A 15,560-nucleotide genomic window follows, 5' to 3' on the forward strand; every position below is an offset into this window, starting at 1 on the left:
GGCATGCGGTTGCATGGCATTATCCGCAAAACAAAACCCGTTTCAGGCAGCCTGAAACGGGTTTAACCGCATTATGGTTGATGGTTTTGCCCAGAGCCTGCCGAGCGTTTATGCGGAACGGCATTACTGCGCGCCAGCAGCATCAGGCAGCCTGAAAACACCATGCCCAGCGCGATAAACGGCGCAGTCGCGTATTCGTATTCGTTCACCAAATACAACACGCCGCCGATATACATCAGCAACGGCGCAGACACAACAGTCTGCTTGTTAAACCCGTCCAACGCGAACACCAACACGCCCGATGCAAACAGCGCAAAGGCGACGATGTTCGCCGTGCTGGGAAATAAATCCATGCTTTTGAGCAGCCACAACGCGCCCGCGATAATCAAAAACAGCGGCAGCGCAAGCGATGATTGTTTCATAGACATTCCTTTCTGCCGGATAAGGCAGCCTGAAAATGATTTTTCGGATGCCGTGAGCCTTGCCCGCTAGCTACGCCGAACGGCGTTTCAGGCTGCCTCACGCCGTTTCGGGTCGTTGGGGCGAAGCTGCGCCACCAATTTATCCAAAATACCGTTAATAAATTTATGGCTATCTGTGCCGCCAAAGGTTTTGGTTACTTCAATCGCCTCGTTGATAATCACGGGGTAGGGCGTTTCGGGCATGGCTTTTAGTTCATGCACCGCCACCAGCAGCACGCTGCGCTCAATCGGGTTAATTAAATTCTCATCGCGATCCAGCAAGGGGCGGATGATTTGCATATATTCGCGCTGATTGTTGTGCGCGCCAAAAAAAATCGCGGTAAACAATTCGCCGTCCGCATGGCGGTAATCGTTGCTTTCGCGGATATGTTGCGCCACCTCGGGCGCGGGGATTTTGTTCAACGCCACTTGATACAGGGCTTGCACGGCAAATTCGCGCGCGCGGCGGCGGGGAGAAACTCGCATAATCGTCCTTTCCGTTTTGGCTTCGCAGAAGCTCGTAAACTCGCTTTCAGGCAGCCTGAAAATTATTCTTCATCCAAATCGTTTAACAAATTGGCCAATTCCACCGCCACAATCGCCGCGTCGCTGGCTTTTTCTTGAATCCGCGCGTGCGCTTGCTCATCGTTTTCTGTGGTTAAAATTGCGTTGGCAATCGGCACATTAAAATCCAAGCCCACGCGCGACACACCCGCGCCCGATTCGTTGGCAACCAGTTCAAAATGATACGTTTCGCCGCGAATAACCGCACCGATGGCAATCAGCGCGTCATACGATTCGCTTGCCGCCATGTTTTGCAGCACCAGCGGCACTTCCAGCGCACCGGGCACAGTCGCCAGTGTGATGTCATCATCTGCCACGCCCAGTTCCAGCAATTTTTTGCGAGCCACATCCACCATCGCGCTGCCCACTTCGTTTGTGAAACGCGCTTGCACGATGCCAATTTTGAGACCTTGTCCATTCAGATTAGGAGCGATTGTTTTCATGTGTTTTCCTTCTTAGTCAAAATAGGCAGCCTGAAAATCATGCTTGCGGCTGCCAATCGGTAACGGGGGTGTAGCTTTCGCTGGCATCATCCCATTCCCACGCGCCCGCGTTTTGTTGCATCAGCGGCGCAATTTCAGGATGCGCGGTTAGAATTTGGCTCAATGGCAAGGTTTCGTAGTTCGCCGAATCGTTGGCATAAGCATCGTCTTCCGAGCCGCTGAAAAAACGCCAGCCGCTGTCGTGTTCAAACGCTGCCGCTTCGCGATACAAAAAGCCAATCATTTCATGCTGTTGGCTAACTTGCTTGCTCACGATGGCATAGCTTAAAGCGTTGGAAAGGGCTTGGGCAAAGGGATTATTCATGTTGAGTACGGTAAAAAAAGCGCGGATTATACGCGCTTATTCTGCTTTGAGGCAGCCTGAAAATGGATTAGGCAATCTTTTCAATGCCCGCGCTGCCCAATTTTGTGGCAAGCTGTTGCGCCGTGCCAAAATGGGCAATTGGATAATCGGGCGCGATTTCCGCCAAGGGCAGCATCACAAAACCGCGCTCGTGCGCACGGGGATGCGGAAGCTGCAATTCAGGCGCATTGCTGATGGTTTGCGTATAGTCAATAATGTCCAAATCCAACGTGCGCGGCGCATTGCGAAAACTACGCTGCCGCCCGAACTGCTGCTCAATTTGCTGCAACTGCTGCAAAAGTTCCATCGCAGAATAACTTGTTTCCACAAGCGCAACCGCGTTAATAAAATCGGGCTGATCGGCATAACCAATAGGCGTGGTGCGATACAGCGAAGAGGTTTTCAGGCTGCCTATTTGTGGCAATGCCGCCACCGCAGCCAGCGCATTTTGTACCTGCGCAATGGGATTTTCTAAATTACTGCCAAAGGCGATAACAGCGGTATTCATCAGCGACTCTGTTTCATTAAACGTTGTTTCTCGCGCTTCCAATCCGCTTCTTTGGATGATTCGCGTTTGTCGTGCAGTTTTTTGCCTTTTGCCAAACCAATTTCCGCTTTGATGCGCCCGCGCAGAAAATGTAAATTAAGTGGCACGATGGTGTAGCCCGCCCGCTCGGTTTTGCCGATTAGCTTGTTGATTTCTCGCTGATTCAACAACAATTTTCGCGGACGAACAGGATCAGGTTTAACGTGTGTAGAAGCGGTTGGCAGCGGAGTAATGTGGCAGCCAACCAAGTAAAACGCATCGCGTTTCCAATAAATATAACTTTCTTTGAGCTGCACACGCCCCGCGCGAATGGCTTTCACTTCCCAGCCTTCCAACACCAAACCCGCTTCAATTTGTTCTTCAATAAAATAATCGTGAAATGCTTTGCGATTGTTGGCAATAGACATAAATAATTTTCCTAATTCAATAATCGTGCAATTTTAGCAGAAAACAAGATTTTCGGCGGAGAGTATAAAATAAAACAAGCTGATAATTGCATATCAGCTTGTTGATTGAATAATTAAAACGCTTCGCAATTGCTTGGTTTGGTTGCCGTTGCGCTGCCTGTTAAGCCTTTACAACGGTAAACAGAGCTATCACTGTCAATCCAAATTCCGTATTTGTGCCCACTGGTTTTGGGAACTGCTTGCAAATACATTTTCTTATTCTCCACCATACGAGAAAAAGTATATTTTTGCGTGTCATTCAGCGCAGGAACATTCGTTGTATCAGCAAGAATATCTGCCAAACTTGCACGAGGATTAACCAGCTTTTGCGCTTCTATCGATTGGCGAAATGAAAGCATTTGCTGTTTAGCTTCTGCTAAGTTTGCTTTCTCTATATAATTTTGATATGCAGGTAGTGCAAAGGCAGCAATTATCGCCAAAATAGCAATTACAACCATCAGTTCAAGAAGAGTATACCCAAAGACTCTATTATTCATATTCAGGCTACCTTTTATTTTTTATTTAATAATTCAAGATAGGTCTGTAGCGTAACAACCGTATCTTTATTGTTACCATGAGCACGCGACGTTACACGGAAGTAATCCACATTGCCTAATTTTGCATCTGTTTTATTACCTAAATATTCAATAACATAGCGTGTATCAGTACCTGAGATTGCCTTGCAAGTTATAGGAGCTTTATTACAACTTTTATCTAGCACCGATCCTTTATTGATTTCGCATCTCGTATTTGTATTTGACTGACACCGTTCCCAAGCGGGAATTGTAGATTGTGTACCTTTAGAATCATATTTAAATAGTACATCTTGGTTATCTACATAAGTATCTTTTTCAGGTGCGCACAAACCATCGGCACAATCTGATTTAAAAACAAGGTTAGGTCTTGCTGTTTGATTAGCTGAATTTGCCCAGTTTTTAATAATGGCTTCAGCATCTAGCAAACCTTGCTCAGCAAGAGAAACAGCATATTTTCTATCTGCTTCATTTGTACTCATTCGCATTTCAGTATTTGATGATTGGCTTGTTGCAATAACCAGCAATGCAATAACCAACATAATTACCATAACAATGAACAAGGAAAAGCCACCTTGATTATATCTGTTCTTCATGTTTGCTCCTAAATTAATATTCTGTTATACAGGAAAGATTTTAGAACATACATTACCTGCACGAATGGTTGCATTAATAATATATGGGGTATCACTTGTTGCATTGGGATATCTATAGCTAAGCGTTAATCTTAATCCAGCAGGTAAACCTTTTAGTTTTCCATCGGTAGTTAATGCATTGTCTGTAAAAACAAATTTCTCCTTATTATGATCATTGATATTAGTAGAATAATTTTTACAGTCTTTTACATAGATAAACTGTGATTTAATATCTGTTACATTTTGAACTAACAATTGAGGTCCTTGCCATTTCCCTTCAGCATTTAAATCATAACGTAATAAACTTGGTACATTATTGATCGTTGCAACAAGATATGCAGCAGCATATAGTTTACTTAATGTAAATTCCCCTTTATTTGTGCCTAGATTAGCAGCCTTACCAGACTGATTATCTAAGTCAAAGTTTGGAGGATTTTGATTTGTTGCATGTGTTGCGAACGCATAAGAACAACTACTTAATACAAGTGTGTTTTTTGCTCTTGCAGAATTTGCTGCAATAGTTTGATTTAATTCAGGCAGTTGTGCGTCAGAAATTTTCGTAGTATTGGTTGCATTGTTAATAGCAACGCCAGCTGAATCTTTACCATAAATGAAAAGAACACCACCTTTTATATTGGATAACCCCGTTGTATTAATGCCTGCTCCTGCGAAATCAGTACCTGCTTCTAAAACTTTTATACCAAACCCGCTATACTGACCACTACCATCAGCATTATCTGTAATAGCAATAAGTCTTTTTTCTGCATCAGCAAAATCATTAAAATCAAATTTATTACCGCTAATTGCAGAACTATAACAACCAAACGAGCCCGTATTACGTGCATCACGTGTAATGCTTGAAGCTGCATTACGTAAATTCTGTTGTGTATCTAGGCGTTTTTGTGCGCTATTGCTGAGTTTGCGTGTGATAAAATAAGTGCTACCAGCCGCACTAATTACAATCATTGCCAATGCACTAGCAACTAAAAATTCTATCAAAGTAAAACCTGAATTTTTACGAGAAGACAAAAATGAATTATTTTGTGTTGTTTTCATGTTAAAACCTTTTTACTTAGTTTGCTACTCGTAATACATAGCTATAATCATTGAAACGATCTTTTGTGCTTTTAGAACGCCAAACTACTTTAATAGTAGTATAAGTGCCACCAGATTGACAATTAGTAATCATATTTTTTCCTGAACTATCTAAAGTAGGTTGCTCAGGTTTTTCTTTATCTAAACAAATTGTATAGATAACAGAAGATACTGTAGAGGACTCTGGTTTAATAAGATTTTCATACAATTCAGACTCAAATTGTTTTTTATATTCATCTGCTATTGATGCTTTTGTATATTCGGTATTGGTTGTTGGTGAAAATGGGGTAATATTTCCAGTAATTGGTACTGGTGGAGTAAGATAAGATGCATAACTATGATAGTAATTTCCGCTTGATGTTTTGACTAAAGTCCCATTCATTAGCATAGATTCTGCTAATGCTTCTGTGCTTTGTGAAACTAAACTCTTATTTTCAGCTTCAGTTAATCCAGAAACCGAACGTAACTGGGTTGCCATAAGTGCCAACAAACCTAAAGTTAGTAAAATAACAGAAACAATTACTTCAACAAGTGTTGAGCCCTGAATGTTTTTCTTTTTTGCGAAAGCTGGAGTGTACATTTTTTTTGAAATCATGGTCTAAATCCAAGAAAAATAAAATTTCTATTTAGTGCAGAATTTAACTAAATCACCCGAGAGTGCATCTTTTGCAGAAGCAGAAGAACCACATGTGCTTGTATTACCCATTGGCGTAATTAATGCATATCTAACGGGAGAATTGGTTCTACTTGCATCTTTAACGGCTAAACGAACATATTTCGAGCCAAATTCGTATTGATTAACAAAACCCGCATAATTACTTGCAGGAGATGAAGAAGCTGCTGTTTTTCTATAACCAAATGAACCATTAGGTAAAAAAACAAACATATTGGATGGTGATGCACTACAAACAGTACCTGCAAGATCGCAAATTTCAGTTTTGACGCTCATCTTATTATGGGGCTGTACTAGATAAGCCCTAAATACCACACCATCTGCGCAGCACTTTAAGCTGTTCAGACGGTGTGCCAAAGTTAAAACGAAACTCGCATTCTTTCAAGAATAATGGGAAAGATTTACGGTCAATTCCATTGTATTTACGCAGAACACGTTTCGCCTGATTCCAAAAATTTTCAATGCCGTTGATGTGGTTTTGTTTGTCAGCAAACAGTTTGCTGTGGTTAATACGGTGGTGGGTAAAACCACTTACATCCAACACATCATAGCTGCTCAAACAATCGGTATAAACAATACTATCAGGCATGATTTTCTTTGTGATAACAGGCATTAAGGTTTCTCTTTTGGCATTCTTCACTACTACGGTATAAACTTTACCACCACGCTTAAGAATACCAAAGACAGCTACTTTTCCTGCTGCTCCGCGTCCGCGTTTGCCTTTGCGATGTCCGCCGAAGTAACTCTCATCTAGCTCAACCGTACCATCAAAAACTGTATTGGCTTCCAATGAAAGATAGTAGCTGATGACTTCGCGGATTTTGCGGTAGAACAGTGCTGCTGAATTGGGGTGAATGCCCAACAAATCAGCAGCCGAACGGGCGGTTACTTCAAGTACAAAAAATTGGAGCAACTTTTTTCGTATACTCTTTTTTAGTTTACAATGGGTTATCTTCATTTTTGCAGTCTAACATGACTGCTTATCTAGTACAGCCCCCTTATTATTTGCTGAGATATTGGGACCATTTAATGTAACAGTTCTTAATGCAGAATCTTCTGTGGCATCATATTTACCGTCTCTATTTTCATCCGCAAAAATCAAAATACCATCGCTGATTTTTGTTTCATCGCAAACACCAGTATTCCGACCATCTTTTCTAATCAGAACACCACATAGCAAAACGGGAGTATTCATGCGAACAGCCTCAGTTCTTGCAAAGCGGAACGCATTAGCAATTTGCTCTGAACGATTTACCAAGCGCGAGTTGGAAACAAAATCGCGCATACTAGGAAAAGCAATAGCTGCCATGATTGCCATAATGGCAACGGTAACCATTAGTTCTAACAGGGTAAATCCTTGTACTCTTTTATCGTGTGGCATAGTTTTAACTCAAATTAAGGATGGTTAATCAATTATTCTGTGTTGCTTGCTGATTCTGGGATGTAGGCGGCATTTTCAAAACGAGTAAATTGTCCCATAAAGGTTAGAAATATACGCCCTGTTGGTCCGTTGCGATGTTTACCGATAATGCATTCTGCCAGCCCTTTAAATTGGCTTTGTTCTTTGGTGTAATACTCGTCGCGGAACATAAACATAATTAAATCAGCATCTTGTTCAATCGCACCCGATTCGCGTAAATCCGACATCATGGGGCGTTTATCTGTGCGTTGTTCTACGGTTCGCGATAATTGCGATAACGCGATAACGGGAACTTGTAATTCTTTGGCGAGTGCTTTGAGCGAGCGTGAAATTTCGCCTAATTCTGATGCGCGATTATCGCTGCGCCCCGAGCCTGACATCAGTTGCAGATAGTCAATAACAATTAAGCCTAATTGGTTTTTGAATCGCCTAGCGAGCCGCCTTGCGCGGGCGCGTAGTTCTAATGCGCTTAATCCTGCGGTTTCATCAATAAAGATAGGCGCATCAGTTAGTTTGGCGACGGCTTCGTTTAATCGTTCCCAATGCTCGTCTTTCAGGTTGCCGTTTTTTAAAACGCTTTGATCTAGCCGCCCTACGGAACTTAACATACGCATTACCAGTTGTGTACCACCCATTTCCATTGAAAATACAGCGACAGGGCGTTTCCCGCTAATGGCAACGTATTCGGCGATGTTGATGGCAAATGCGGTCTTACCCATTGAAGGTCGCCCTGCCACGATAACTAAATCGCCTGCTTGCAAGCCTGATGTCATTCTGTCCAAATCGGTAAAACCTGTGGCGATGCCTGTTACTTCATCGGGGTTATCGCGTTGGTACAGCATGTCAATGCGTTCAATGTTTTGTTGTAACAAATCAGGCATTTCTAGGAAGCCTTGTTTGGATTTTGCTGTGCTTTCGGCGATTTGGAAGACTTGATTTTCGGCTTCGTCTAGCAGTTGTTCCGCGCTTTTTCCTTGCGGATTATAGGCATTTCTAGCAATTTCTGTTCCAGTCTCGGCAAGCTGGCGGATAATGGAGCGTTCGCGGACAATTTCGGCGTAGCGACGGATGTTGGCAGCGGATGGGGTGCTTTGCGCAAGCGTAAGCAGATAGTCAAACCCGCCTGCGTGGGTGAGCTGGTCGTTGCGCTCTAATGCTTCTTGCACGGTAACGATGTCGGCGGGGCGGCTTTCGTTAATCAGCGTTGAGATGGCGCGGTAGATGAGTTTGTGTTCGTGGCGGTAGAAGTCGTTTTCGGCGAGGATGTCGGCGATGCGGTCGTAGGCACTGTTTTCAAGCATCAAGCCGCCCAACAGGGATTGTTCGGCTTCTATGGAATGGGGCGGGAGGGCGATGTTGCGGACTTCTGTGTCGTTATCTGGGATGGGGGTTTCTGGCATGGTTAAATAAAACTAACGTTTTTTGGCACTTTGTTAAATGGTTTTGATGTTGCGTGTGTTGCTAGAAATTTGATTTGAAATGTGAATATTGGTTTTCAGGCTGCCTATCAAAGCGTGTATTAGGCAGCCTGAAAATGGTTTTATTGTTTTTTCCAGCGTTCTTGCGATTCGCGGATAACTTGCTTGGCTTCTTCGATGTCGCCCCAGTGTTCCACTTTGGTTGTGCCTGCTTTTTTCAGGTCTTTGTAGTGGTTGAAGTGAAATTCAATTTGCTTGATGAGTTGCGCGGGCAGGTCGGTTAGGGTTTGGATGGCGTTGCCTGTGTCGCGGTCGTCTGCGGGTACAACAACGATTTTGTCGTCCACTTCGCCGTCGTCCACAAATTTCATTACGCCGATTACGCGCGCTTCCATATAGATGCCTGTGGGCAGGGGGGTGCGCGTGATGATGAGCGCGTCCAATTCATCGCCGTCTTCGTCTAAGGTTTGGGGGATGAAACCGTAGTTGGTGGGTTTGGCGAAGATTTGGGGTTCTACGCGGTCTAGCTTCATCACGGCGTTTTTTCTGTCCCATTCGATTTTGTGCGCGCTGCCTTCGGGGATTTCAATAACCACGTTGATGATGCCGTTATCCACGTCGCCCGCGTCTAAGATTTTGTTGAAATCTGCCATTTGGTTTTCCTTTGTTGGGTGGGGTTGAAATGCGATTGATTATAAACGATGGGGTAGGGCTGTGCAAAGAATGGTTAAGCTGCGTTGCTTTTTCAGGCTGCCTGTGGGCGTTTTGTAATTTTTTGTTGCCATTTTGGCTAGTCAAATGTTAATTGTTTGCATTATAATTTGACGATGATGAAAAATAATCCTTTTTTGAAGCCGGCGGTAATTGGTTTGGTTACGCTATTACACGCCGGTGTAATTGCTTTGTCGTGGAACGGTTTTAAATCGCCCGAGCCTGAACAAGCAGATGCGATAGCATTTGTGGATTTGGGTTCGGTTACGGGCGATGACAAACCGTTGGGCGATGGCGCGCCTGCACCTTTGGAGCAACCCGAGCCGCCCCAGCCTCAGCCGCCTGTTGAACAGCCCAAGCCCGAACCCAAAGTTGAACCCAAGCCCGAGCCGAAACCTGAACCGAAGCCCAAGGTGGCGGAGCAGCCGAAAGTTGCGGCGGTGGTGCGCAATGATAAACCTGCTGATTTCAGGCAGCCTGAAAAGGTGGTGAAGCCGCAGAAGCATGAGCCTAAGCCAGAGCCTGTTAAGCAGCCTGAAAAACCCGTTGAAAAACCGCAGCCGGTAAGAGTTGAACATCCGAAGCCTGCCGTTACTCCGCCTGCCAACGCTAATCCGTCTGGCACGAGCAACAGCAGCGCAACGGCGAATAAAGACGCGGCTAACCGTGCGCCCGACAGCATGGGTGGCGGCGGTTCGTCTGCGAACAGCAAGGTGCCGCAAAACGGAGCGGGGGATAAAAACAGCGATGGCGGCGGCAAAAAAGGCGATGCGCCCAAGCCGTCTAATGCCAACCACGCGAGCACAATAGCCAATGGCGGCTATATCAGCCTGCCCAATCCGCCTTATCCGCGCTCTGCGGCGGAGCATGAAGAAGAGGGCGTGGTGAAACTTTCGGTGCTGGTTAGCGCGGCAGGCAAGGTTATGAATGTGAAGGTAACGAAGTCTAGCGGCTCGGCGGCATTGGATAACGCGGGCAAGCGGGCGGCGCAGTCGGCAAGTTATCAGCCCAAGAAAATTGATGGCGAACCCGTTTCAACGGAGTTTAATACGCAATTTACCTTTAAGCTGGATAGATAGTTTTCAGGCTGCCTGAAAACAAATGTTTTTTAATCACTTTATGAAAGTAAACGAATGAATTTAGGATTGGTTTTTAAAAGCGGCGATGCTGTTTTGATTGGTGTGTTTTTGTGTTTGATTGCCATGAGCATCACAACTTGGGTGCTGATTTTGCTGCGCGGCGTGCGTTATCGCGCGGCGCGGCGTGCCAACCGCGTGGCTGCCGAGGCGATTTGGGCGGCAAAAGATTTGGCGCAGGCGGAGCAGCAAGCCAAGCAAATTGACGCGCCGATTAGTGATTTGGCGTTGGATGCGATTCGGGCGAACCAGCAGTTCCATGCCACGCAAAGCTCCATGCTGTCGGCGAGCTTGCCGCGCAACGCTTACTTGGAACGCGAGATGCGCCATAGCATAGGCAAGATTTTGAGCCGTTTTGAAGGCGGCATGATGGCGTTGGCAACCATTGGCTCAACCGCGCCGTTTGTGGGGCTGCTGGGCACGGTGTGGGGGATTTACCATGCGCTGATTAACATCAGCAACAGCGGGCAGATGAGCATTGCGGCGGTGGCCGGCCCGATTGGCGAAGCATTGGTGGCGACAGCAGTGGGCTTGTTTGCCGCGATTCCTGCGGTGCTGGCGTATAACGTGTTTATGCGCGGCAATAAGAATTTGAGCCGCGAACTGCATGGTTTTGCCCATGATTTTCATGTCCAACTGATTAACGAGAAGGAATGAGGCGATGGCTTTCAATGTAAACGAAGGCGGCGAAGACGCGCCGATGAGCGATATTAACGTTACGCCCTTGGTGGACGTGATGTTGGTGCTGCTGATTGTGTTTATGATTACGATGCCTGTTTTAACGCACTCCATTCAAATCAATTTGCCCACTACGAGCAACAGCAAAGAAGAGCCGAAGCAGGATGTGAAGCCGATTAACTTGCAGGTAGATGCAGCAGGCAAATATGTATTAGGTGCGGAATCAACTACACCAGTAGATTTGATTGAGATAAAAGCAAAACTGAAAGAGCTGGCGAAAACCAATCCCGATGCGGTTTTGGCGATTGATGCGGATAAAGATACGCCGTATGAGAACGTTGCCAAGGTGTTGGAAGCGGCGAAAGACGCAGGGATTGCGAAGGTGGGCTTTCGCTTGGAAAACACAAAGCAGTAGATTGAATAGAAAAGAAACCGTGTTACTTTGTTGTGGCACGGTTTTTTGGTTTTAGCTTCGCAATTCCGCTACGCTACGCAGGCGGCCCGTTGGTTTGCGCGATAGGCAGCCTGAAAACGGGTGGAGCTTAAACGGGAATGTATTTTCAGGCTGCCTTGGGATTGAGACGATGGATGTTTTTGAATTGGCTTGCGGCGGGATGCAGATGAGTCGGCAGCCGTTGCGTGTGCTGCTCAGCGAAGACCCACTGCCGTTGATGCAGAATTGTTGCTTTGTGGAATTGGAGCTTGGGCGGTTAACGCTTGCGCTGGATGAGGGCAGCCGCATGGTGCGTTTGCCCAATGGCTTGGAAGCGGTATTTTTGGATACGCGCAATGATTTGCTCACGCTGTGGCTTACGCCTGATGCGCAGCGCGAAAGCGGGGTTGGGTTGGTGCAGGTTTGGCTGGACGCGCAGCAGTCGGAAAGGATTGGGGCGTTTATCGGGGCGTTTGCGGCGGCATAGCGGGCAGCCTGAAATCTCAAATGGAATGGCGGCGGTTCGTTGCCGATTATGAGCAAGACGATCCATTGGTTACAAGTTTTGCCAAGGTTTCAGGCTGCCTAATGGTTTGCGCGATGGGCAGCGTGCGGAGCGAAGCGGAGTTGCACCGCTAAAACAATTAATCCGGCACGGCAGAGGCAGTCTGAAAACGGTAAAACGGGATTTCAGGCTGCCTTGTGTTTCGTTTATCCGTCCCGCTTAATTTTCCCCCATTTTCCGCCTGCCAAACTGCGTTTCAGGCTGCCTCGGTATCCGTTCCGCGCCTACTCAATCCTCCTCCCATCCGCCTGCCTGCCAGAGCCTGCGGTACACGCCGTTTTGGGCGAGCAGTTCGCTGTGCGTGCCGCTTTCGGCGACTTGCCCGCCGGAGAGCACGATGATTTGCTGTGCGCCGCTAATGGTGGAGAGGCGGTGGGTGATGACGATAACGGTTTTGTCCTGCACCAGCGCGTCGATGGCCTGCTGCACGGCGACTTCGCTTTCGGTGTCGAGCGCGGCGGTGGGTTCATCCAAGATGATGATGGGCGCGTTTTTCAGCAGGGCGCGGGCGATGCTGATGCGCTGTTTTTCGCCGCCGGAGAGTTTGCCGCCGATGTCGCCCACGCGGGTTTGGTAGCCTTCGGGCATCGCCATGATGAAGTCGTGGCAGCGGGCGGTGCGGGTGGCGGCTTCGATTTCTGCGTCTGTGGCGTCTGCCTTGCCGAGGCGGATGTTGTTGACGATGGTGTCGTCAAACAGGTAAACGTCTTGGAAGACGACGGAAATCTGCCGCATCAGGTCTTCTTGGGTGAGGGCGCGGATGTCGCTGCCGCCGATGAGGATGCGCCCCTGCTGCGGGTCGGCGTAGCGCATGATGAGGCGGATGAGGGTGGTTTTGTCGCAGCCGCTGTGCCCGACCAGCGCGGTGAGGGCGCGTTCGGGGATGTGCAGGCTGACGCCGCGCAGGATGGGTTCGGGGTTGGCGTCGTAGTGGTAATGCACGTTTTCAAATGTGATGCCGAGTAGCGCATTGGGCAGGGCTTCGGCGAGCAGGGCTTCGCGCTGGATGGTTTCCACCTCGCCCACCGCCTGTTGCAGGCGCGGCAGGCGGCTGCCGGTGCTGTTGGTAGCTTTGAGCACGGGCAGCCCCTGGCTGTATTCCAGCAGTTCCGCGTTCAGGCGCGCGTTTGCGCCGGCCAAACGGGCGCGGGCGCGTTCGGTGAAGGGCTGCGTACACTGCTGGATGGGCACAATCAGGGGAAAGCTGAACAGCAGCGCCAGCCCGAGCCGCCAGTCCCACAGCATCGCCAGCAGCGCGGTGGCCAGCGGCGTGCAGACGGCGGCAATCAGCATATTGCTGACAATCAGGGTGTGGTTGTAGGTTTCGTCTATCGTGCCCGCAAGCAGCGCGTTCAGCTCGCCGCTGCGCTTGCGGTACAGGATTTGCAGCGGGATGCGGCGCAGGTGTTCGCCCATTTTGCGGCGTGCCGCATCGCCCGCGCGGGCGCAGTAGCCTTGGTAATCATAATCCTGCGAGCGCTAGCGGAACAGGGCGGAGAGCGCGAGCAGCACGGTAAGCAGCGCCAGCCAAAACGCTGCACGACCGTTTTTGCCCGCGCCCAGCGCCAGAAAGGCAGGCAGCAGCATGGCAAACCCCGCGCCCTGCAACAGTGCGGCGGCGATGCTGTCGTGCAGACAGCGTTTGAGCACCCCCGCCTGTTCGCCGGCGGCGGTGAGAATGGTGCGGTAAATGCGGACGGGGTTCATGGGAAGCTCCTTCTGGGTGGGGTTTTCAGGCTGCCTTTGGGGTGTTCCAACGGCATTTGAGGCAGTCTGAAAGCTGTTTCGTGCGGTAGTGTCTTTATGTATGTAGGTCGGATTCTTGAATCCGACGTTGCCCCGCAGGGGGAAATCCGTTTTCAGGCTGCCTGTGGTGGTTTTTTCGGGCAACATCGGCAGTCTGAACATGGGTAGGGAATGTGGCTTTACCGTGCATGCGGTAGCCTGTAGGTCGGACATTTATGCCCGACATTGAAGGCGGGGTTTGTCGGGCATAAATGCCCGACCTACGGCAGCTACTTGTTCGCGCTGCTGTTCGGTGATGGTCATGCCTGCCTGCAAATAGAGTTCGGTGCAGGCAATCATGTCGGCAATTCTGTCAGAGAGCGGGGCGGTATCCAACAGGCTGTCAAACGGGGTTTGCCCGCGCCGGTTTTTGGCGGCGGGGTTGGCGCCGTGCGCCAGCAGGAGTTTAACCAGCGGCGCGGTTCGGGCGAAATGGAGAATGGTGTTGCCGAACTCGTTGGCGTAATTGGCGTTTGCGCCGTTTTGCAGCAGCACGGCGGCTTGCTCGGTGTTGCCTGCTTGGACTTGGTGATAGAGCGGCGGGTCGTCGTCGGCATCTCGGCAGAAATTGGCGTCTGCGCCGTGGTCAAGCAGCCATTGCATGAAGGCGGGCGGGGTGTCGCTCATTGCCAGCGGGTGCATTTTCCGCCGCCGCGCTCGGTGGCGTTGATGTCGGTGTCGGCATAGATGGCTTGCAGGACGGCAAGGTCGCCTGCTTGGCAGAGTTCGCGGAAGTTTTTGGGGAGGGTGGTTTTCTTTTTGGGCATGGGGCGTCCTTTGTGGGTTGGGGTGGGTTTCAGGCTGCCTTGAATGGCGTGGGAGGGAGGCTGTGCATTTTATGTTTTGTTTATAGGATAAGGCTTGCGGGGGAATTTGGCAGTAAATTTGTCCCTTATATATGCCCCAAAGACAGTACGGTAAGATGTAGCAACATCTTATATTTCTTATTTTGGATTACTATATAAATTGATTAAGTATAAAAAAGCTAATTTTGAATCATCAAAATTAGCTTTTAATTCATAAAATACCAATAGAATATCTTAGCTTAATGGAGATAAGGTTAAGATAGGTTTGGTTGATAAATCTGCAGGTGCATTACTATTTTCAGAACTAACTGCTTGAACACCAAATACAGACATTGCTTGTCCTAAGTTGTTTGCCATTTGGGAGAACCTAGCAAAATCAGGGTTAGAAAGAATACCGTCTTGGAATTCAAAATGCTCAATCCGAGCATAACTACTAGAGAAGAAGTCCTTAATGGTAACGGAATCATCACTGTTATAGCCATATACAGTTAGATTACTGCCATTTTTACGGAATTTCACTTCAGTTGAAGCAACATCAGTGAAACGAACCGTATCATTTTCATCTGCTTCATAGCTGTAATCGTAAACCGTATCTTGTCCATGACCTTTGGCAAAGATATAGGTATCCCCTTGGTTACCACCCTCTAAATAATCATTACCCGCACCACCGATTAAGGTATCGCTGCCATTGTTACCATAAAGTTTGTGATTGCCTGATAAGCCCATTAGGATATTGTTATTGCTATCACCATTTAAACTATCATCGGCAGCAGTTCCTAGTTTCCAGCCTAAATCTTTCAACGTGGTT

At 47.9% G+C, this 15,560-nt stretch carries 25 protein-coding genes; 5 read left to right on the forward strand and 20 right to left on the reverse strand.

The window, feature by feature from the left end:
* Nucleotides 1-71: 71 nt before the first annotated feature.
* From H3L93_RS05085 to H3L93_RS05155, 15 genes are all read right to left on the reverse strand, one after another.
* On the reverse strand, nucleotides 72-422 hold the full coding sequence (locus tag H3L93_RS05085) for a hypothetical protein (protein ID WP_040558618.1): 351 nt from the start codon (nucleotides 420-422) through the stop codon (nucleotides 72-74).
* Between the two features lie 87 nt (nucleotides 423-509).
* Nucleotides 510-947: a transcription antitermination factor NusB gene (gene nusB / locus H3L93_RS05090; protein WP_003796088.1), complete on the reverse strand. Its 438-nt coding sequence runs from the start codon at nucleotides 945-947 to the stop codon at nucleotides 510-512.
* Nucleotides 948-1,009: 62 nt separating this feature from the next.
* The gene (gene ribH / locus H3L93_RS05095) at nucleotides 1,010-1,468 is read right to left on the reverse strand and encodes a 6,7-dimethyl-8-ribityllumazine synthase (RefSeq protein ID WP_003796087.1); all 459 of its coding nucleotides are present in this window, start codon (nucleotides 1,466-1,468) and stop codon (nucleotides 1,010-1,012) included.
* 37 nt (nucleotides 1,469-1,505) lie between these two features.
* Nucleotides 1,506-1,832, reverse strand: coding sequence for a DUF2185 domain-containing protein (locus H3L93_RS05100; RefSeq protein ID WP_003796086.1), 327 nt, complete (start codon nucleotides 1,830-1,832; stop codon nucleotides 1,506-1,508).
* 67 nt (nucleotides 1,833-1,899) lie between these two features.
* On the reverse strand, nucleotides 1,900-2,379 hold the full coding sequence (gene folK / locus H3L93_RS05105; RefSeq protein WP_003796085.1) for a 2-amino-4-hydroxy-6-hydroxymethyldihydropteridine diphosphokinase: 480 nt from the start codon (nucleotides 2,377-2,379) through the stop codon (nucleotides 1,900-1,902).
* Nucleotides 2,379-2,825, reverse strand: a complete 447-nt coding sequence (gene smpB, locus H3L93_RS05110; RefSeq protein WP_003796084.1) for an SsrA-binding protein SmpB — start codon at nucleotides 2,823-2,825, stop codon at nucleotides 2,379-2,381. The genes folK and smpB overlap by 1 nt, the downstream gene beginning before the upstream one ends.
* 113 nt (nucleotides 2,826-2,938) lie before the next feature.
* Nucleotides 2,939-3,361, reverse strand: coding sequence for a type IV pilin protein (locus tag H3L93_RS05115; RefSeq protein WP_003796080.1), 423 nt, complete (start codon nucleotides 3,359-3,361; stop codon nucleotides 2,939-2,941).
* Between the two features lie 14 nt (nucleotides 3,362-3,375).
* The gene (locus H3L93_RS05120) at nucleotides 3,376-3,993 is read right to left on the reverse strand and encodes a pilus assembly PilX family protein (RefSeq protein ID WP_081446102.1); all 618 of its coding nucleotides are present in this window, start codon (nucleotides 3,991-3,993) and stop codon (nucleotides 3,376-3,378) included.
* A 24-nt stretch (nucleotides 3,994-4,017) separates the two neighbouring features.
* The gene (locus H3L93_RS05125; protein WP_003796074.1) at nucleotides 4,018-5,088 is read right to left on the reverse strand and encodes a PilW family protein; all 1,071 of its coding nucleotides are present in this window, start codon (nucleotides 5,086-5,088) and stop codon (nucleotides 4,018-4,020) included.
* Nucleotides 5,089-5,104: 16 nt separating this feature from the next.
* Complete coding sequence (gene pilV, locus H3L93_RS05130; protein WP_081446101.1) at nucleotides 5,105-5,722, reverse strand: type IV pilus modification protein PilV; 618 nt, start codon at nucleotides 5,720-5,722, stop codon at nucleotides 5,105-5,107.
* Between the two features lie 27 nt (nucleotides 5,723-5,749).
* Entirely contained in the window at nucleotides 5,750-6,076 is a 327-nt protein-coding gene (locus H3L93_RS05135; protein WP_155803130.1) for a hypothetical protein, read from the reverse strand.
* Between the two features lie 28 nt (nucleotides 6,077-6,104).
* Nucleotides 6,105-6,758 carry an IS1595 family transposase gene (locus tag H3L93_RS05140; RefSeq protein ID WP_003793959.1) on the reverse strand — a complete coding sequence of 218 codons (654 nt, stop codon included), beginning with the start codon at nucleotides 6,756-6,758 and terminating at the stop codon, nucleotides 6,105-6,107.
* Nucleotides 6,759-6,767: 9 nt separating this feature from the next.
* Nucleotides 6,768-7,181, reverse strand: coding sequence for a GspH/FimT family pseudopilin (locus H3L93_RS05145; protein WP_003795782.1), 414 nt, complete (start codon nucleotides 7,179-7,181; stop codon nucleotides 6,768-6,770).
* Nucleotides 7,182-7,213: 32 nt separating this feature from the next.
* Nucleotides 7,214-8,620, reverse strand: a complete 1,407-nt coding sequence (gene dnaB / locus H3L93_RS05150; RefSeq protein WP_003795780.1) for a replicative DNA helicase — start codon at nucleotides 8,618-8,620, stop codon at nucleotides 7,214-7,216.
* Between the two features lie 140 nt (nucleotides 8,621-8,760).
* Nucleotides 8,761-9,291, reverse strand: coding sequence for an inorganic diphosphatase (locus H3L93_RS05155; RefSeq protein WP_003795778.1), 531 nt, complete (start codon nucleotides 9,289-9,291; stop codon nucleotides 8,761-8,763).
* Nucleotides 9,292-9,507: 216 nt separating this feature from the next.
* Between H3L93_RS05155 and H3L93_RS05160 the strand changes: the two genes are divergently transcribed.
* From H3L93_RS05160 to H3L93_RS13310, 5 genes are all read left to right on the forward strand, one after another.
* Nucleotides 9,508-10,428 carry an energy transducer TonB gene (locus tag H3L93_RS05160; RefSeq protein ID WP_246314004.1) on the forward strand — a complete coding sequence of 307 codons (921 nt, stop codon included), beginning with the start codon at nucleotides 9,508-9,510 and terminating at the stop codon, nucleotides 10,426-10,428.
* Between the two features lie 54 nt (nucleotides 10,429-10,482).
* Nucleotides 10,483-11,142 (forward strand): MotA/TolQ/ExbB proton channel family protein, encoded by a 660-nt coding sequence (locus H3L93_RS05165; protein ID WP_003795772.1) that lies wholly within the window; start codon nucleotides 10,483-10,485, stop codon nucleotides 11,140-11,142.
* A gap of 4 nt (nucleotides 11,143-11,146) precedes the next feature.
* Nucleotides 11,147-11,578, forward strand: a complete 432-nt coding sequence (locus H3L93_RS05170) for an ExbD/TolR family protein (RefSeq protein WP_003795770.1) — start codon at nucleotides 11,147-11,149, stop codon at nucleotides 11,576-11,578.
* A 169-nt stretch (nucleotides 11,579-11,747) separates the two neighbouring features.
* The gene (locus H3L93_RS05175; protein WP_003795768.1) at nucleotides 11,748-12,083 is read left to right on the forward strand and encodes a hypothetical protein; all 336 of its coding nucleotides are present in this window, start codon (nucleotides 11,748-11,750) and stop codon (nucleotides 12,081-12,083) included.
* Nucleotides 12,084-12,103: 20 nt separating this feature from the next.
* Entirely contained in the window at nucleotides 12,104-12,235 is a 132-nt protein-coding gene (locus H3L93_RS13310) for a hypothetical protein (RefSeq protein WP_003795765.1), read from the forward strand.
* A gap of 154 nt (nucleotides 12,236-12,389) precedes the next feature.
* Here H3L93_RS13310 and H3L93_RS05180 read toward each other — a convergent pair whose 3' ends face one another.
* From H3L93_RS05180 to H3L93_RS13475, 5 genes are all read right to left on the reverse strand, one after another.
* A complete protein-coding gene (locus H3L93_RS05180; RefSeq protein ID WP_003795764.1) occupies nucleotides 12,390-13,577 on the reverse strand; it encodes an ABC transporter ATP-binding protein in 1,188 nt (395 codons plus the stop codon).
* 63 nt (nucleotides 13,578-13,640) lie between these two features.
* Complete coding sequence (locus tag H3L93_RS13000; RefSeq protein WP_050755555.1) at nucleotides 13,641-13,868, reverse strand: hypothetical protein; 228 nt, start codon at nucleotides 13,866-13,868, stop codon at nucleotides 13,641-13,643.
* A 252-nt stretch (nucleotides 13,869-14,120) separates the two neighbouring features.
* A complete protein-coding gene (locus tag H3L93_RS05185; protein WP_081446093.1) occupies nucleotides 14,121-14,588 on the reverse strand; it encodes an ankyrin repeat domain-containing protein in 468 nt (155 codons plus the stop codon).
* On the reverse strand, nucleotides 14,570-14,713 hold the full coding sequence (locus H3L93_RS05190; RefSeq protein ID WP_155803084.1) for a hypothetical protein: 144 nt from the start codon (nucleotides 14,711-14,713) through the stop codon (nucleotides 14,570-14,572). The genes H3L93_RS05185 and H3L93_RS05190 overlap by 19 nt, the downstream gene beginning before the upstream one ends.
* A 273-nt stretch (nucleotides 14,714-14,986) precedes the next feature.
* Nucleotides 14,987-15,478, reverse strand: a complete 492-nt coding sequence (locus H3L93_RS13475) for a calcium-binding protein (protein ID WP_248618225.1) — start codon at nucleotides 15,476-15,478, stop codon at nucleotides 14,987-14,989.
* Between the last annotated feature and the right edge of the window lie 82 nt (nucleotides 15,479-15,560).

The sequence above is a fragment of the Kingella oralis genome (genome assembly GCF_014054985.1).
Classification (GTDB): domain Bacteria; phylum Pseudomonadota; class Gammaproteobacteria; order Burkholderiales; family Neisseriaceae; genus Kingella_B; species Kingella_B oralis.

Coding starts and splice junctions, on each gene's coding strand:
- H3L93_RS05165 (WP_003795772.1), top strand. CDS start 10,483: ATGAATTTAGGATTGGTTTTTAAAAGCGGCGATGCTGTTTTGATTGGT.
- H3L93_RS05185 (WP_081446093.1), bottom strand. CDS start 14,588: ATGCACCCGCTGGCAATGAGCGACACCCCGCCCGCCTTCATGCAATGG.
- H3L93_RS05170 (WP_003795770.1), top strand. CDS start 11,147: ATGGCTTTCAATGTAAACGAAGGCGGCGAAGACGCGCCGATGAGCGAT.
- H3L93_RS05140 (WP_003793959.1), bottom strand. CDS start 6,758: ATGAAGATAACCCATTGTAAACTAAAAAAGAGTATACGAAAAAAGTTG.
- H3L93_RS05180 (WP_003795764.1), bottom strand. CDS start 13,577: ATGGGCGAACACCTGCGCCGCATCCCGCTGCAAATCCTGTACCGCAAG.
- H3L93_RS05135 (WP_155803130.1), bottom strand. CDS start 6,076: ATGAGCGTCAAAACTGAAATTTGCGATCTTGCAGGTACTGTTTGTAGT.
- nusB (WP_003796088.1), bottom strand. CDS start 947: ATGCGAGTTTCTCCCCGCCGCCGCGCGCGCGAATTTGCCGTGCAAGCC.
- H3L93_RS05155 (WP_003795778.1), bottom strand. CDS start 9,291: ATGGCAGATTTCAACAAAATCTTAGACGCGGGCGACGTGGATAACGGC.
- folK (WP_003796085.1), bottom strand. CDS start 2,379: ATGAATACCGCTGTTATCGCCTTTGGCAGTAATTTAGAAAATCCCATT.
- H3L93_RS13475 (WP_248618225.1), bottom strand. CDS start 15,478: ATGGGCTTATCAGGCAATCACAAACTTTATGGTAACAATGGCAGCGAT.
- H3L93_RS13310 (WP_003795765.1), top strand. CDS start 12,104: ATGGAATGGCGGCGGTTCGTTGCCGATTATGAGCAAGACGATCCATTG.
- H3L93_RS05100 (WP_003796086.1), bottom strand. CDS start 1,832: ATGAATAATCCCTTTGCCCAAGCCCTTTCCAACGCTTTAAGCTATGCC.
- ribH (WP_003796087.1), bottom strand. CDS start 1,468: ATGAAAACAATCGCTCCTAATCTGAATGGACAAGGTCTCAAAATTGGC.
- dnaB (WP_003795780.1), bottom strand. CDS start 8,620: ATGCCAGAAACCCCCATCCCAGATAACGACACAGAAGTCCGCAACATC.
- H3L93_RS05145 (WP_003795782.1), bottom strand. CDS start 7,181: ATGCCACACGATAAAAGAGTACAAGGATTTACCCTGTTAGAACTAATG.
- H3L93_RS05190 (WP_155803084.1), bottom strand. CDS start 14,713: ATGCCCAAAAAGAAAACCACCCTCCCCAAAAACTTCCGCGAACTCTGC.
- H3L93_RS05120 (WP_081446102.1), bottom strand. CDS start 3,993: ATGAAGAACAGATATAATCAAGGTGGCTTTTCCTTGTTCATTGTTATG.
- H3L93_RS05085 (WP_040558618.1), bottom strand. CDS start 422: ATGAAACAATCATCGCTTGCGCTGCCGCTGTTTTTGATTATCGCGGGC.
- smpB (WP_003796084.1), bottom strand. CDS start 2,825: ATGTCTATTGCCAACAATCGCAAAGCATTTCACGATTATTTTATTGAA.
- H3L93_RS05115 (WP_003796080.1), bottom strand. CDS start 3,361: ATGAATAATAGAGTCTTTGGGTATACTCTTCTTGAACTGATGGTTGTA.
- H3L93_RS05175 (WP_003795768.1), top strand. CDS start 11,748: ATGGATGTTTTTGAATTGGCTTGCGGCGGGATGCAGATGAGTCGGCAG.
- H3L93_RS05125 (WP_003796074.1), bottom strand. CDS start 5,088: ATGAAAACAACACAAAATAATTCATTTTTGTCTTCTCGTAAAAATTCA.
- H3L93_RS13000 (WP_050755555.1), bottom strand. CDS start 13,868: ATGAACCCCGTCCGCATTTACCGCACCATTCTCACCGCCGCCGGCGAA.
- pilV (WP_081446101.1), bottom strand. CDS start 5,722: ATGATTTCAAAAAAAATGTACACTCCAGCTTTCGCAAAAAAGAAAAAC.